The 15,369-nt window shown below is 34.3% G+C and carries 15 protein-coding genes and 1 pseudogene; 11 read left to right on the top strand and 5 right to left on the bottom strand.

Translation table 11 applies throughout. The features are described 5' to 3' along the window. The 8 genes and pseudogenes from PHI38_RS05835 to PHI38_RS05870 all read left to right on the top strand — a co-directional run. A pseudogene (locus PHI38_RS05835) lies at positions 1 to 225 on the top strand (potassium transporter TrkA); the annotation flags it as partial. Positions 226 to 301: 76 nt separating this feature from the next. After that, on the top strand, positions 302 to 1,351 hold the full coding sequence (aroB, locus tag PHI38_RS05840; protein ID WP_299853784.1) for a 3-dehydroquinate synthase: 1,050 nt from the start codon (positions 302 to 304) through the stop codon (positions 1,349 to 1,351). Then, complete coding sequence (locus tag PHI38_RS05845) at positions 1,352 to 2,989, top strand: mechanosensitive ion channel domain-containing protein (RefSeq protein WP_299853786.1); 1,638 nt, start codon at positions 1,352 to 1,354, stop codon at positions 2,987 to 2,989. Then, a complete protein-coding gene (gene mtaB / locus PHI38_RS05850; RefSeq protein ID WP_299853788.1) occupies positions 2,990 to 4,237 on the top strand; it encodes a tRNA (N(6)-L-threonylcarbamoyladenosine(37)-C(2))-methylthiotransferase MtaB in 1,248 nt (415 codons plus the stop codon). It abuts the gene before it with no gap. Next, positions 4,224 to 5,867 carry an AAA family ATPase gene (locus PHI38_RS05855; RefSeq protein WP_299853790.1) on the top strand — a complete coding sequence of 548 codons (1,644 nt, stop codon included), beginning with the start codon at positions 4,224 to 4,226 and terminating at the stop codon, positions 5,865 to 5,867. Before mtaB ends, PHI38_RS05855 begins: the two co-directional genes overlap by 14 nt. Beyond that, positions 5,854 to 6,375 (top strand): pimelyl-ACP methyl ester esterase BioV, encoded by a 522-nt coding sequence (bioV, locus tag PHI38_RS05860; RefSeq protein WP_299853792.1) that lies wholly within the window; start codon positions 5,854 to 5,856, stop codon positions 6,373 to 6,375. The genes PHI38_RS05855 and bioV overlap by 14 nt, the downstream gene beginning before the upstream one ends. A 9-nt stretch (positions 6,376 to 6,384) precedes the next feature. Then, positions 6,385 to 6,918: a molybdopterin adenylyltransferase gene (gene mog / locus PHI38_RS05865; RefSeq protein ID WP_299853794.1), complete on the top strand. Its 534-nt coding sequence runs from the start codon at positions 6,385 to 6,387 to the stop codon at positions 6,916 to 6,918. Positions 6,919 to 6,950: 32 nt separating this feature from the next. Further along, positions 6,951 to 7,304 (top strand): hypothetical protein, encoded by a 354-nt coding sequence (locus tag PHI38_RS05870; RefSeq protein WP_299853796.1) that lies wholly within the window; start codon positions 6,951 to 6,953, stop codon positions 7,302 to 7,304. 88 nt (positions 7,305 to 7,392) lie between these two features. Here the strand turns inward: PHI38_RS05870 and PHI38_RS05875 are convergent, their stop codons facing one another. The 5 genes from PHI38_RS05875 to PHI38_RS05895 form a co-directional block, all read right to left on the bottom strand. Next, the gene (locus PHI38_RS05875; RefSeq protein ID WP_299853799.1) at positions 7,393 to 7,767 is read right to left on the bottom strand and encodes a hypothetical protein; all 375 of its coding nucleotides are present in this window, start codon (positions 7,765 to 7,767) and stop codon (positions 7,393 to 7,395) included. Positions 7,768 to 7,911: 144 nt separating this feature from the next. After that, the gene (locus PHI38_RS05880; RefSeq protein WP_299853801.1) at positions 7,912 to 8,793 is read right to left on the bottom strand and encodes a CoB--CoM heterodisulfide reductase iron-sulfur subunit B family protein; all 882 of its coding nucleotides are present in this window, start codon (positions 8,791 to 8,793) and stop codon (positions 7,912 to 7,914) included. 11 nt (positions 8,794 to 8,804) lie between these two features. Further along, positions 8,805 to 9,782 carry a succinate dehydrogenase/fumarate reductase iron-sulfur subunit gene (locus PHI38_RS05885; protein WP_299853803.1) on the bottom strand — a complete coding sequence of 326 codons (978 nt, stop codon included), beginning with the start codon at positions 9,780 to 9,782 and terminating at the stop codon, positions 8,805 to 8,807. 9 nt (positions 9,783 to 9,791) lie between these two features. Further along, the gene (gene sdhA / locus PHI38_RS05890; RefSeq protein ID WP_299853804.1) at positions 9,792 to 11,504 is read right to left on the bottom strand and encodes a succinate dehydrogenase flavoprotein subunit; all 1,713 of its coding nucleotides are present in this window, start codon (positions 11,502 to 11,504) and stop codon (positions 9,792 to 9,794) included. Positions 11,505 to 11,652: 148 nt separating this feature from the next. Then, positions 11,653 to 12,849 carry a diguanylate cyclase gene (locus PHI38_RS05895; RefSeq protein ID WP_299853806.1) on the bottom strand — a complete coding sequence of 399 codons (1,197 nt, stop codon included), beginning with the start codon at positions 12,847 to 12,849 and terminating at the stop codon, positions 11,653 to 11,655. A gap of 67 nt (positions 12,850 to 12,916) precedes the next feature. Between PHI38_RS05895 and PHI38_RS05900 the strand changes: the two genes are divergently transcribed. The 3 genes from PHI38_RS05900 to asd all read left to right on the top strand — a co-directional run. After that, positions 12,917 to 13,735, top strand: coding sequence for a thiamine-phosphate kinase (locus PHI38_RS05900; RefSeq protein ID WP_299853808.1), 819 nt, complete (start codon positions 12,917 to 12,919; stop codon positions 13,733 to 13,735). Between the two features lie 27 nt (positions 13,736 to 13,762). After that, on the top strand, positions 13,763 to 14,848 hold the full coding sequence (gene truD, locus PHI38_RS05905) for a tRNA pseudouridine(13) synthase TruD (RefSeq protein WP_299853810.1): 1,086 nt from the start codon (positions 13,763 to 13,765) through the stop codon (positions 14,846 to 14,848). Next, the coding region (gene asd, locus PHI38_RS05910; protein ID WP_299853812.1) for an archaetidylserine decarboxylase at positions 14,845 to 15,369 on the top strand (525 nt) is incomplete at its 3' end. The genes truD and asd, both read left to right, overlap by 4 nt.

The raw sequence follows: 15,369 nt of genomic DNA on the forward strand, positions 1-15,369 counted from the left end.
CACTATTATAACCTCTCTACTATCTTTTCAAAGACAATTAAAGTTCTAAAAGAGAGTGAAAATCCGATTAAAAAATTAAAACATAAAGAAGATTTCATTCAGATTTTACCATTTAACAAAAAATTGACACAAAAGAGTTTTTACTCTCTCTTATCAACAGATAGTGAAAGACTTTATCATAAACTAGATGGGAATCACCAAATTTTCATACCGATACAGATTTAAGCAGCTTCTTTAGCGATTTTTTATCCTTTTTTAAGTATTATATATCCACTTAATTTAATTAATTTTTGGACATATAATGCAAGTACACATAGGGCTTAAAAAAGTTATAGATAACTCATACGATATTACGATAGACACACTTCCCAAACTCCATTTTGACACAAAAATAGCTGTAGTTACTAACTCAACTGTCTCTGCTCTTCACTTAGAGTATCTCTTAACAAAGATAAGTGCTAAAGAACTTCATGTTGTAACTCTAAAAGATGGCGAAGAGTATAAAAACCAAGAGAGTATAGATACCATCTTAAACTCTCTTTTTGAGCACCGTTTTAACCGTAAATCGATGATTATTGCCTTTGGTGGTGGAGTTATTGGTGATATGAGCGGATACGCTGCTAGTATTTATCAAAGAGGTATAGATTTTATTCAGATTCCAACTACTCTTTTATCTCAAGTAGATGCAAGTGTTGGTGGTAAAACAGGGATGAATAACAGCTATGGAAAAAACCTAGTTGGTGCGTTTCATCAACCTCGCGCTGTATATATCGACCCATATTTTTTGACTACTCTACCACAAAGAGAGTTTGGCGCTGGATTTGCTGAGATACTTAAGATGGCTGTGACATTTAACAAAGAGTTTTTTGAGTTTTTAGAAACAGCAGAGTTAAACAAGCCAGAAGTACTTCAAGAAGCTATAAAAAGAGCAGTTCAAACAAAAGCTAAAGTAGTTGCAGAAGATGAAAAAGAGCAGGGGATTAGAGCCGCGCTTAACTATGGACATACGTTTGGACATGTTATAGAAAATGAGACTGCTTATAAAAAATTTTTACATGGTGAAGCTGTTGCTATTGGGATGGTTATGGCAAATGAGATGGCTGTAAAGATGAACTATATGAGCCAAAAAGAGGCACAAAGAGTTAAGTCTCTTTTAGAGAAGTATAATCTTCCAACAACTTACTCTATAAAAGATGTAAAAGTATTTTATGAGGCTTTCTTCTTAGATAAAAAGAGTTCTGACTCTGCTATTACTTTCATCCTTCCTCTTGGAATTGGGGATGTTGTAATTACAGACAAAGTTGAGACTGGCACAATCATGTGCGTTTTAAATAAGTTTATGGATAAGTAGATGAAAAAAATATTTATTTATCTATTTTTAGCTTCTTCTTTACTATTTAGCAGTGCTTTAAAGGCTGAAGTAAAACCAACTAAAGAAGAGATAGAGCGTGTAAGAGTAGAGCAAGAGAGAGCAAAAATATCACAACTGCTATCAGAGTTAAAAGTTGTTGAGGAAAAAATATCTAAAAAAGATAGTGTTTGGATAAAGAGTTATGCCTCTTATCTTACGTCTTTAGATGTAAGAGAGAGCCTTGATAAAATTATTGAGAGAATCAACTACCTTCAAAGAAAAAGAGGAAAATCACTTAGTGAAGTTGATGAGTTAAATGCACTAGTCGGGCGTGAGAAGATTTTAACATCGCAAACTGAGAAACTAAAGAAAAAAGACAGTTCTCCTTTTTCTAATCTTATAACCCCACCAAATATGGATGAAACGCCATCTGTTACAAACCCTATTGATATATTTATGGGTATCTCTTTAGTAAAAACACTAGATAAAGATTTTAGTGATTATGCTCTAAAAAAAGAAGAACTGGATAAATTGATAACACTTTTAAAAGAAGAGATAAATCTATATACTCAGATAGAAGCTATAGATATAGAGCACAAATACAAAGAGCAGTTAGATTTTAAACTAAAACAGTTAGAGAGATTTGAATCAGCCCTTGATACAATGAATGTAACAGTTGATGTTTATGAAAAAAGACTGGATATTATAAAAGCAAATATCAACAAAGAGATAGAAGCACAAATAGTAAAGCTTATTAAAATAGTTGTTACTATCTTTGTTGTTTTTCTTATTTTCTTCTTACTTAAGCTTATAGTTAAAAAATATATAAAAGATCATGAACGCTTTTATATGGCGAATAAATTTATCACCTTTATGAACTTCTTTCTCATTATTTTGATTTTATTTTTTAGTTATATTGAAAATGTAAGTTATTTTATTACTATCTTAGGGTTTGCATCGGCTGGTATTGCAATCGCCATGAAAGATTGGTTTATGAGCATACTTGGGTGGCTTGTAATCGTTCTTGGTAGAAGTGTGCATGTTGGAGATAGAATCCGTGTTGATATGGATGGCATGCAGTATGTTGGCGATGTTATGGATATCTCACTACTTCGAATAACGATGCTCGAAGATATCACTCTTACAACGGTTATGCAAAATAGAAGAGCAGGAAGAGTTATATTTATACCAAACAACTATATCTTTACAAGAATGATAGCAAACTACACACATAGCTCTTTAAAGAGTGTTTGGGATGGTGTTAAGATTACTATTACTTTTGATTCCAACCATAAAAAAGCAGTACATATAGCAAAAGAGATAGCCAAAAAATTCTCAAAAGGTTATACGGATATCACAAGAAAGCAGCTTAACAAACTAAGAAGTAATTACAGTCTTAAAAATACAAACGTAGAACCTAGAATTTTTACCAATATAGAGCCAAATGGTATATCAATAGATGCTTGGTATCTAACAAACGCTTATGGAACGCTAACTCTAAGAAGTGTAATCTCTACAGAGATAGTTGATGCTTTCTTAGCAGAGGATGACATAACAATCGCATATCCTACGCAGATGCTTCACATGGAAGCTGCAGCGAAGAAAAAGCCTCCATTTAATCCTGATGAAGTGATATAGATGAAAAAAAAAGTATATTTTAAAACATTTGGGTGCAGAACAAATCTCTATGATTCTCAAGTCATGATGAGCTCACTTAAAGAGTATGATGTAACTGAAGATGAGAGTGAGGCAGATGTTGTAGTTATCAACTCATGCACAGTTACAAATGGAGCTGATTCGCATGTACGCTCATACATCTCACAGGTAGAGAAGAGTAATGGTGCAAAAATCTTTTTAACTGGATGTGGGGCGCATACAAAGGGTGAGAGTCTTTTAGCTGCGGGTAGAGTTGCTGGAGTTTTTGGACAGAGCGAAAAAGTAAAAATAGATGAGATGCTAAACAAAGAAGAACCTTTCTATGAGCCTGGTGATTTGAACCACATAGATGAGAGTGTTGTAGATGATTTTATCGGCAAGAGCAGGGCTTTTATAAAGATTCAAGAAGGGTGCAACTTCCGCTGTTCTTACTGCATCATCCCTTACGTTCGTGGTGACGCTAGAAGTATGGATGAAGAGAAGATTTTAGAGCAGATAAGAAGACTTGCGCGTAATGGTTTTGGAGAGTTTATCTTAACTGGAACAAATGTCGGAAGTTATGGGCAAAGTAGCGATAGTTCAATCGCTTCGCTTATGAAAAAGATCTCTCAAATCCGAGGCGTTAGACGCATAAGACTTGGAAGTGTTGAGCCGATACAAATTAGTGATGAATTTAAAGAGATACTAGGTGAGCCATGGCTTGAGAGACACCTTCATATTGCGCTTCAACATACATCTCCTCAGATGTTAAAGTTTATGAATAGACGAAATGTTTATAAGAAAGATAGAGAACTTTTTGAGCTACTCTCAAGTAAAGGCTTTGCAATAGGAACTGATTTTATAACAGGTCATCCTGGAGAGAGCAGTGCACTTTGGGACGAAGCTATGAAAAATGTAAGAGAACTTCCTCTTACGCATCTGCATGCATTTACATACTCAAAACGTGATGGCACTCCATCAGCTACTATGAAGCCAGAGGTAAGCGGAGATGTTGCTAAAGAGAGACTTCATGAGCTAGAGAGTATTGTAAAAGATAAAAACTTTGCTTTTAGAAACTCTTTTAAAGGTGAGCTTGATGTTCTTATAGAGAGCCAGAGAGATGATTTTTTCATAGGCTATGATCAACATTTCAACAAAATAATGGTACGCTCAGATGAAGATTTACTTGGTAACTGGATTAATATTACTAATTATGAAGTAGAGGAGGAGTCTAACTATGGTAGGGTCTAAAACAAATAGAATAGTTCTTTATGTATCTGCCTCTTTAGTTATTATACTTATCTTATTTGCGATGCTTAGGGATAATGCAGAGTCTATAACGCTCAAAGATGCTGTTAAAATTTTGGATGATAAAAGTGTCAAAAGTGTTATAGCTTCACAAGATTACATATATCTAAAAACTGATAAAGAGATATATAAGATTGCTTCATCTCAAGTAACGCCAAAGATGTTTTCAAATTATCAAGTAAGTATAAAAAACAGTTCAAATATAGTAATCTATTTCCTCTTTTTAGTTTTATTTCTAGGTTTAGCTGCACTGCTTTATAGATGGTTTCAAAAAAACAAGTTATTAAGCCTTGAAAAATCAGACGATACTAAGTATAGATCCCAACTAGAGAGTTCAAGACCAATAGAATCCATAAAAAGTGATGTAACTTTTGATGATATCGGCGGTATTAGTGATGTTAAGAGTGAACTTGAAGAGATTATAGACTTTATGAAAAAACCAAAACGTTATAAAAGTTTTGGTGCAAGAATGCCTCGTGGTGTGCTTTTAGTTGGTCCTCCTGGAGTTGGAAAGACAATGATTGCAAAGGCTGTTGCAAATGCGGCTGGAGTTCCGTTTTACTACCAAAGTGGTGCATCTTTTGTTCAGATATATGTTGGAATGGGTGCAAAAAGAGTTCATGAGCTCTTCGTGGCTGCTAAAAATAGTGCTCCTGCAATTATATTTATAGATGAGATTGATGCTGTTGGTAAAAAAAGAGATGGACAAAGAAGTGATGAGAGGGAAGCAACACTAAACCAACTCCTAACAGAGATGGATGGTTTTGAAAACTCAAGTGCAATCATAGTTATAGCCGCAACAAACAAGATAGACGTTTTAGATTCAGCTCTGCTGCGAGCTGGAAGGTTTGATAGAAGAATCTTTGTTGAGCTTCCAACAAACAAAGAAAGAGCTCTTATACTCTCAAAATACTTAGAAAAAGTTCCTAATGATGTAGATGTAAAAAGCATAGCAAATATGACGGTAGGCTTCAATGGTGCTTCTTTAGCAGCACTAGTTAACGAAGCATCACTCCTTGCTATCAGACAACATGACTTTCAAGTAACTATAGAACATTTTGATCAGGTTAAAGACAAAGTTATGTTTGGTAAGAAAAAGCTTCAGATTCTTAGCGAGATGCAAAAGAGATATCGCGTTACTTATCAAGCTGCAAAAGTCGTTTGTGCAACGTACTATGACTTACCTTTTGAGAAGATTTTACTATCAAACGAAAAACTCACACCATCTATCGATGAACCACTTATAAAGCACGAACTCGAGTCAAGAGTGAAGATGCTTTTAGCCGGTATAGTCGCTTGTAACATAAAATACTCAGAACATGCAAGCAGTGCAAAATCTGATTTGGATGAAGCAAAAGAGATAGCACAGAAGATGATTTCAGAGTATGGAATGGGCTCAACTCTGGTTGCTAATGATGGTGAAAAAGAGATACTTATAAATAGACTCTACGATGAGACAAAAAGCCTTTTAGAATCACTTCAGAGCGTTATCAAAAAAGTTGAAGATGTTTTAAATGAGAGAGAAAGCATATCAAAGATGGAAGTAAAAAAGTATATAAATGAAGTTTTATAGTGGTTTTACTCTAAGAAATAAAGAGAAATGTTTCGATAGATATATAAACAAAAGCAACTATACGATTTGTGGGTTTAGTTATGGTGCTATAAAAGCGCTAAAAGATGTGCAAAAACATCTAAGAGATTTAAAAAGAGTAGATACACTTCAACTCTTCTCCCCAGCTTTTTTTCAGAACAAAGATAAAAAATTTAAAAAAATGCAGATACTTGGGTTTGAGAAAAACAGAGATTTATATATAGACAACTTCATAAATGCATGCTTTTATCCACATCCTCAAAAAGACATAGATCATAATGAAGATGGCATTGATGAGCTAAAAGAGCTACTTTTTTATGAGTGGAGCAGGGACGAGCTTCAAGAGATAATCAAGAGCGGCGTAAAGATAGAAGTTTACCTTGGGCAAAAAGATAAGATTATAGATGCTGTTGCAGCTAAAGAGTTTTTTTTAGAGTTTAGTACAGTTACATACATAAAAGATGCAAACCACTTTTTACAAATAAAATAAGGGAAAAATATGAGTAAGATAAAGATAGGCGTAATAACAGCCAGCGATAGAGCAAGTAAGGGAATATATGAAGATATATCTGGAGTTGCTATTCAAGATACTATGAAAGAGTATTTAAAGAGTGAGTTTGAGATAGTTTATAGATGTATTCCTGATGAGCAGGATATGATAGAAAAGACGATGATAGAGCTATGTGATAATGATAAGTGTTGTCTAGTAGTTACAACTGGCGGAACAGGCCCAGCGTTAAGAGATGTAACCCCAGAAGCAACTGAGAATGTATGTGAGAAGATGATGCCTGGGTTTGGCGAGTTAATGCGTCAAGTGAGCTTGCAGTATGTACCAACTGCAATTTTATCAAGACAGAGTGCAGGTATCAGAGGTAAAAGTCTCATCATAAACCTACCTGGAAAACCAAAATCAATTCGCGAGTGTCTTGATGCAGTTTTCCCTGCTGTGCCTTACTGTATAGATTTGATAGAAGGGCCATATATAGAGACAAATGAAGAGGTTATAAAAGCTTTTAGACCTAAGACTAAGTGAGTCTGAATTTTAATTTTTATTAAGGACTAAGAGTGAAATTTATAATAGACATGATAGATGATATACGCGAAAATATACAAAACTCTAAAGAATATACGCTCTTAGCTATGCTCTTAAGTGAAGATGAAGAGCAAAGCCTTCAAAATGCAGGTGAAAAAGTCATTACATCTTTATATGTTGATAATACTGCTAAGCAGTTACAGCTAGGATTTCTTGATGAACACGTTACAACAAAAGAGTTACTAGAGTATTTAGACTCTTTAGAGATGCAAGCGATGATGTACGAAGTAATGATAAAAATCTCAAACGAGCATCCTCTTATGCCTGTTATCGGATTTGGTGAAAATAATGAACAAAAGCAATATATTTTTTTTGTGATGACTTGACTTATTCAAAAAAGCGTAAAAAAGGCGATTTAAAAGAGTGTCAGTCACATTTTTGTGATTGCTCTCCTTTGGTTTGTTAAGTAATAATTTATTTGTATTTTTCACAAATAAAAGATACTAAATCTGATTTACTTGATCCAAAGACTAAAGATGTCCATTTTGATTGTTTTGACCAATCTTTTAATGGCTTTGAAGGTTTCTGCTTTTTCCCATCTTCGCTTGAGCCTGCTAATTCAAAATATTGTTTTACTCGACAATTAATCTCTAGTTCTGTAAAGTCAGTATAGGCATTTTCTTTTCCTATGCGACTTGTAAGTACTTTAAATTGTCTATCTCCAGTTTTTTTAACACTTAATACAAAATATGTTCCACTATCACCGTTAGAGGGCGCACGATACATCTCATTTGCAATAGAAAAGCTTGATAGTCCAACAAGTACCATAATAGTGAAAATCTTTTTCATGTAATTTGCTCCTTGATTATTGCTTAAGTATTTATTTAATAAACATTATATTATTTAACTTTTAGAGATTTATGATGAAGAAAAAGAACTTGATGTTATTATAAAAAAGGCTAAACAGAGAGAAAATCTCTCTCTATTATAGTTCTATAGAAAATTAATCTCTGTAACGTTGTGTTTTAGTCCAAGTTCTGCAGCAGAGCATCCAAGAGCTAGTCCTATCATTTGTTGCATGTGTAGAACTGGAAGTGATACTTCTCTGCCTACTGCTTCTGAAGAGCTTTTTGTTTGGGTGTCAAGTTTTAGATGACATAGTGGACATGGTGTTACCATCATGTCTGCGTTGTTATCAGTTGCACCTGCAATTGCGCTTCCTGCTAGAACTGCTGCTGTATGAGGAGCTTGTAGTTCAACGTGGAATCCACAACATTTGTTCTTTTGCTCATAATCAACATTCTTACCACCACAAGCAATGATTAGATCATCTAGTGAAGTAGGGTTGTATGGATTTTCTGGCGTTTTATGAGACTCATTTTGAAGCTCAGAAGGACGGATATTGTGACATCCGTAAAATGGAGCTATGTTGAATTGGCTAAGTGGTTTCACAACCATCTCTTTGATTTTATCTAAACCAAAATCATCAATGATTGCATAAAGAAAGTGAGTTACAAGTGAAGTACCTTTGTACTCTAGGCCCACTTCTGCTAGTTTCTCATTTACTCTTGCTTTTAGTTCTGGATTTTTATCTAGTCTATGTTTTGTCATAGCTGTGTTTAACTGACATGTATTACAAATTGTTACCATAGTTAGGCCATGTTTTTCAGCATATGCTATGTTTCTAGCATTTAATACAAGTGATAAAAAATCATCATAATCTTGTAAGTGTGAAGCCCCACAGCATGACGCTTCTGTTAGTTCAATTAGTTCAATATTTAGTTTTCTAGCTACTGCCATAGTCGACATCATTTGCTCTGGAGTACTTTGCTTTGCTGTACATCCTGTAAAGAGTGCGTATTTTAATTTTTTCATCTATTTTACTCCTAGAACTTGACTGTTGATGATGATTTTATAAGTTTTTGAATCTCATCAAGGTTGTCAGATTTTACTATATTCCAAGGCATTACAATTTTGCCTTTTCTAAACATTTGAAGTGCAACAGGAATATGTTTTACAATTGATACTCCCTCAGAGTAAAGAACTAAGCCACCCTCATCAAGAACACCATTTCTTTTGATTGAGTGTAAGAAACCAACTGCGTGACGAGTTGCAACATTGTTTTTTGCAACACCTTTTTTAAACGCCATCTGGTGAAGTTTAGTAATCTTACTAAATGGATCAATTCCTTTTGGACAAACTTCTGTACACTCTATACATTTAACACAATCCCAAACGCCTTGCTTCTCTTCATTTACATCAATAAGTCTTTGTCCATCACTATCACGAACATCAGCTTCAAAACGATAAGCAGCGGCAAATGCAGCAGGACCAAAGAAGTCACTGTTTATCTCTACAACAGGACACGCATAGTGACATGCGCCACACTGGATACATAAATCTGCATCGTCTAGCTCTTCAGCATCATGAGGAGATACAAGGTTTTCACATGATGGGCACTCATCTATATCTGCGACAAGATAAGGTGTAACTGCAGCATGCTTCTCCCAAAAGTCACCCTTATCGATAATCATATCTTTTACGGCTCTTTTTGTGCTAAGTGGTTCAATAGTTAAATCGTTTCCAAAATACTCTATCATAGTTGACATACTCTCTTTACAAGCAAGAGTAGAGCGACCATTTACTTTAATAGCGCAAATTCCACAGATACCGTGACGGCAGCTTCTTCTATACGAGAAACTTCCATCGTGATCCCATTTTATTCTGTTTAATATATCTAAAACAACCTCTTCAGAAGTTACGTCCATAGTATAATCTTCATAGTATGGAAGATAATCTACATCAGAATTAAAACGAAACACTTTGAAATTTACTTTTTGTGTGCTAATTTTATTTATACTCATTAGTGCTCCTTAATAATTTCTTGCTTTTAGTTCATGCTTGCCAAGATTAACAGGCATAGACTCAAGTAAAATATTTCCATTTTTATCCATGTAAGCCATAGTGTGTTTTAGGAAGTTTTCATCGTCACGCTCTAAAAAATCTTCTCTGTAGTGAGCACCACGACTCTCTTCTCTAGCTATAGCACTCTCAACAATAAACGCAGAATAGTCAATCATATGACCAAATTCAATAGCCTCTTGAAGCTCAGTATTAAATACTTTTGATTTGTCTTTTATACGAATATTTTTATATCTCTCTCTTAACTCTTTTACTTTTGCAATAGCAATCTCTAGAGTCTCTTTTGTTCTAAAAGCTCCAGCATTTATAGTCATACACTGTTGTAACTCTTCTCTTAAGTGTGGAACAGTCTCATTTCCATTGTTCTCTAGTATAGAGTTTATCTCATCAATTGCAATTTTTGCATCACTCGCAGTTGCTGCCCTTAGAGGTATTTTATCTATCTCTTCAACCATTGTTTTACCAACATAACGACCAAATAGAAGTGCTTCAAGTACAGAGTTTGCTCCAAGGCGGTTTGCACCATGAACTGAGACGCACGAACACTCTCCAGCGGCATAGAAACCTTCTATAAACTCTGTGTTGTTCTTACGAACATTTCCAGCGATATTTACAGGTATTCCACCCATAGAGTAGTGCGCAGTTGCAGAGATTAGGATAGGCTCTTTTATCATATCAAGCCCTAAAAACGTGATAGCTAAATCACGAAGTTCAGGTAATCTCTCCATTATTAAATCACGTCCAAGATGTGTTACGTCAAGATAAACAGCATCCTTTCTAGGTCCTACACCACGGCCTTCTCTGATCTCATTTAAGATAGCACGGCTTACAACATCTCTACTTGCAAGTTCCATTGCATTTGGTGCGTATTTTTCCATAAATCTTTCACCATTAGAGTTGAACAAACGCCCACCCTCACCGCGAGCAGCTTCAGAGATTAAAACACCATTTCCAGATAGTCCTGATGGATGAAACTGAACAAACTCCATATCTTCAAGTGGAAGTCCATGACGAGCTACAATTGAGAGTCCATCGCCAGTGTTTGCATGTGCATTTGAGTTAATTTTGTAAGCACGTGCATATCCGCCAGTTGCAAACATTACTGATTTTGCATTAAAGATTGCTATTTGTAAATCTCTTATGTTAAAAGCAACAACGCCAGAAACCTTGTTATCTTTATATATAAGGTCAGCTACATACCACTCATCCCAGAACTTTACTCCAGCGCGAAATGCTTGCTCATAAATAGTTTGTAGAAGTGTTAATCCTGTTCTGTCTTTTGCATAACATGCACGAGGTGATGATTGTCCACCAAAGGGACGTTGTGCAATTTTACCATCTGGCGTTCTACTAAAAGCAGCACCCATTCTCTCTACCCAGCGGATAGTCTCTGGTGCATTTTTACACATAAACTCAACAGCATCTTGATCAGCTAAATAGTCACTTCCTTTTACTGTATCAAACTCATGAAGTTCAACACTGTCTTTGTCGCTAAATGCAGCGTTAACACCGCCTTGCGCCGCCCCTGAATGACTTCTTAGGGGGTGAAGTTTTGTAATTACAGCAACTTTCTTTCCTGCAATTTGTAGTTCTCTTGCAGCAGCACAGCCAGCTAAGCCTGCACCAACAACAATAGCATCGTAAGTATAAATAGGAATACCCATTAGCTTTCCTTTGTTAAATGTATTAAAATAAGGTGGATTGTACAGCTTTTAGCCTTTGTGAATAATAAAAAAGGTTTTTCTAATTAGGTGATGTTACTTAACGCGACATTTAAAGAGGGAGTAAAACGTTAAAGTGTGAAAATTTTTCTCACAGTTCACTATGCGCTAAATCTTTTACTTGAGAAATAATGTTTTTAGATTTTTTTTGAGCATGTAGCAAAACTTTTTTAGCTTGTCTGATAGCCTCTTCTAGCGATTGATTATTTGGTTTTGTTACATGGCCTCCACTTATAGAGAGCTCAATTTCTCCTGCTTCTGTAGAGCTTAGTTTTAGCTCAGAGATACTGTGGCGAATATCATCAGCATCTTTAAATAACTGATCTTTTGTCTCTCTTGAGAGGATAACCGTGAATTGATTGTAATCAGTTCGTGCAATTACGTCAGTTATTTGTTGATGCAAAGAGATTGAAAATGCAATTTTTTTAAGGATACTTTGAGTTAATTCTTGAGAGTATGCTTTGTTTGTTTTAGAGAAGTTATCTACTTCAAAAACTGTTACAGATGTAAAATTTCTATCTTTCATACCTTTTTTCTCTGAGTATGAACTCATCATCCCTTTTAGGTTATTTATCCCAGTTACAGCATCAATCATAGTTGGGTTATCTGTCACAACTGGCTTTCTTTTGATTTTTTGTGAAATAGCTTCTGCTTCTAGTGAAAATATATTGTATTGTTGTAGATTAGCATTGTTTAAAAACTCTAAATCTTTGTATATTAAAGTTAATCTCTTTCTATACCAAAGAGTTGCAAATAGTATCGCTAAAAAAGCAAAATATGTTACTTTTTTATGAATGTTAAATGTCGCTTGATTATAGTATATAGACTTAATTATCATAGCGTTTATGTGAGTGTCTAAAGAGTTAAAACTCTCTTGCAATTCACTTTTATATAGGTCTGAATCTTGTGTAGTGCTGTAGTAAGTATTAGCTTTTTTTGTAAAATCAGCTCTTAGTTTATCTAGTAAATCTAAATCACTTAAGTACTCTTTTGAGTTTGAGAGTATAAATTTTTCAAATATACTATACTGATATAAAGAGTGAAGTTTTTCTACATCATATTGAAGTTGTGTTGTTCCGCCTTGAAGCTTTATAAGTGATATTTCTAGGTTTTCTTTAGAGAGATTTAAAATATCAAAAATGATAACTTTTTGATTTGTAAGATTATTTACTTTTTCATATGAACTTGAATGGTCTATTGCTACGATTACGCCAAATCCAGCAAAGATAGTAGCGAGTATAAAAAATGTAGAAAGATTTTTAAAAATATTTTGTATAGAGTGTTTCATAAAAGTTTCCTAATACAATAGATGATATAATAAGAAGTTATTTTATCATATATTTTAAGAAGATTTGTTGAATTTAGAAAACTATTTTATCTCACAATTTAAAAACGCAAATATCGGCGATGACGGTGCTTTTATTGATGGTATGGTCTATTCTAAAGATGCTTTTTTTGAAAATATTCATTTTAAAACAAGTTGGATGAGCCACTATCAAATAGGCTATAAAGCTATGATAGTAAATATTTCAGACGCTATTGCTATGAACGCTGTACCAAAATACGCACTTCTTAGTGTAGCTATGCCAAAGAGTATCACAAAAGCTCAGATGTTAGATTTAGCTAACGGATTTAAAGATGCTTGCGCTAAATATGGAGTTGAGATTATTGGTGGAGACACCATAAGCAATACTAAGCTTGATATTACTGTGACAGTTATTTCAAAAAGTGCTAAACCATTGATGAGAAAAGGCCTAAAAACAGGTGATTTGATAGCCTATACTGGAAATTTAGGTCGAAGTGCTATTGCACTTAAGAGATTGATGAACTTGGGTAAAATCAACAAAAACTCTAAGTTTGTAAATATTGTCTTAAGGGATAAGTTTATCTATAAAAATAGACGCTTTTTAAGAGTAGGTATGGACATTTCAGATGGAATTTTTAGTGACCTACAAAAGCTCTCAGGAGCATCAAGGGTTGGTTTTAGATTTTTTAAAAAAATCCAAAAAAGAGTAGGGTGCAGTGGCGAGGAGTACGAAATACTCTTTGGATTTGATAGGAGATTTAAAAAGACTCTTCTAAGACGTGCAAAGCTAAGCAAAACTCCGATAAATATTATTGGAGAGTGTGTAAGAAAAGCTTACAAAAACAGATGCAAAGCGCATCATTTTTAACAAAAACTAAATATAGACAGGAAAATTATGGATAGATTTTATTCGCTCTCTCACTCAAGTATAGATTTTTATTTCAAGCAAACACCAAGAGACTTTGTAGTCGAAGAGGTACCTCTTTATGAGTTTTGTGGCAAGGGAGAGCATCTTGTTCTTTTTGTTAGAAAAAAAGGAATCTCAACTTTAGAGCTTGTCTCTATGATAGCTAAATATCTTGGTATAAAAAACAAAGAGATAGGCTATGCTGGGCTAAAAGACAAGCACGCTATGACAAAACAGTATATCTCTTTACATAAAAAATATGAAGAAAAAATGGATACGTTTGAACATGCAGACGTAAAAATACTATCTAAAACTTATCACAACAACAAGATAAGAATAGGGCATTTAAATGGCAATAAATTTTATATAAAACTAAAAAAAGTCAATCCTACTTCAGCCCAGAAAATAGATGAAGCACTTAAAAATTTATCATCTTTTGGTATGCCTAACTATTTTGGTTATCAAAGATTTGGCACAGATGGAAATAACCATATCGATGGAGAGTTGATTGCAAAAGGTGAGAAAAAAGAGCGAAACCCAAAAGTAAAGCAACTTCTTATCAGTGCATATCAAAGCCATCTTTTCAACCTTTGGTTAAGTAGAAGAGTTGAGATAAATAGTCTAATCCAAAACTTTGAAGTAAAAGAGTTAGAACCACTTTTAAATATGCCCAAAGATGAGCTTACAAAGATGAAAGAACAAAAGCATCCCTTTAAGCTAATCAGTGGAGATATAATGGAACATTATCCATATGGAAGACTTTTTGAGTTTGGAGGCGAAGAACATGATTTGGAAAGATTCAATGCAAAAGACATCACTGTTACTGGGCTTTTATGCGGTAAAAAGGCAAAGCTCTCAACTGGTTTAGCAAGAGAGATAGAAAAAGAGTTTGATGATGAGATAAATGAGGATGGCACAAGAAGATACGCTTGGGTTTTTCCAAAAGATATCGATGGAAGATATAAAAATGAAGAAGCACAATATGAGCTAAATTTTTATCTTCCAAAAGGTTGTTATGCGACTGTTTTTATTGAAGAGATAGCAAAAAGAGAGATTAGGGAGTATCGAGTATGAAAAAACATATGACATCAGCTTTATCACAGGCTTTTGGAAAGTTTGCTAACAAAGAGTTTGCAAAACCAATACAAAATTTTATAAACAGCAGTTATGTAAAAATCATGGGTCTTGATATGAGTGAGTTTCATGACCCACACACATATAAAAGCTTAAATTCGTTATTTACCAGAAGACTAAGAGAGCCAAGGGTTTATTCGCTTGATAGCGAAGATTTTATATCACCATGCGATTCTTTAATCACTGAGTGCGGAGAGCTAAAGAATGAGTACGCTCTTCAGATAAAAGGTATGAGATATAAAAGTGATGAACTCTTAGGTGAGCATTTCTCTAAAGAGGAGAAAGAGCTTATAAATAATGGTACTTTTATAAACTTCTATCTCTCGCCAAAAGATTATCACCGTTATCACATACCGACAAATCTAAAAGTTTTAAAAGCTGTTCATATACCAGGGAAATCTTTCCCTGTAAACATTCCATCTCTTAAAACAAGAGTTAATCTTTTTATAGTACATGAGAGA

It is taken from the genome of Sulfurimonas sp., from assembly GCF_028694895.1.
Lineage (GTDB): Bacteria > Campylobacterota > Campylobacteria > Campylobacterales > Sulfurimonadaceae > Sulfurimonas.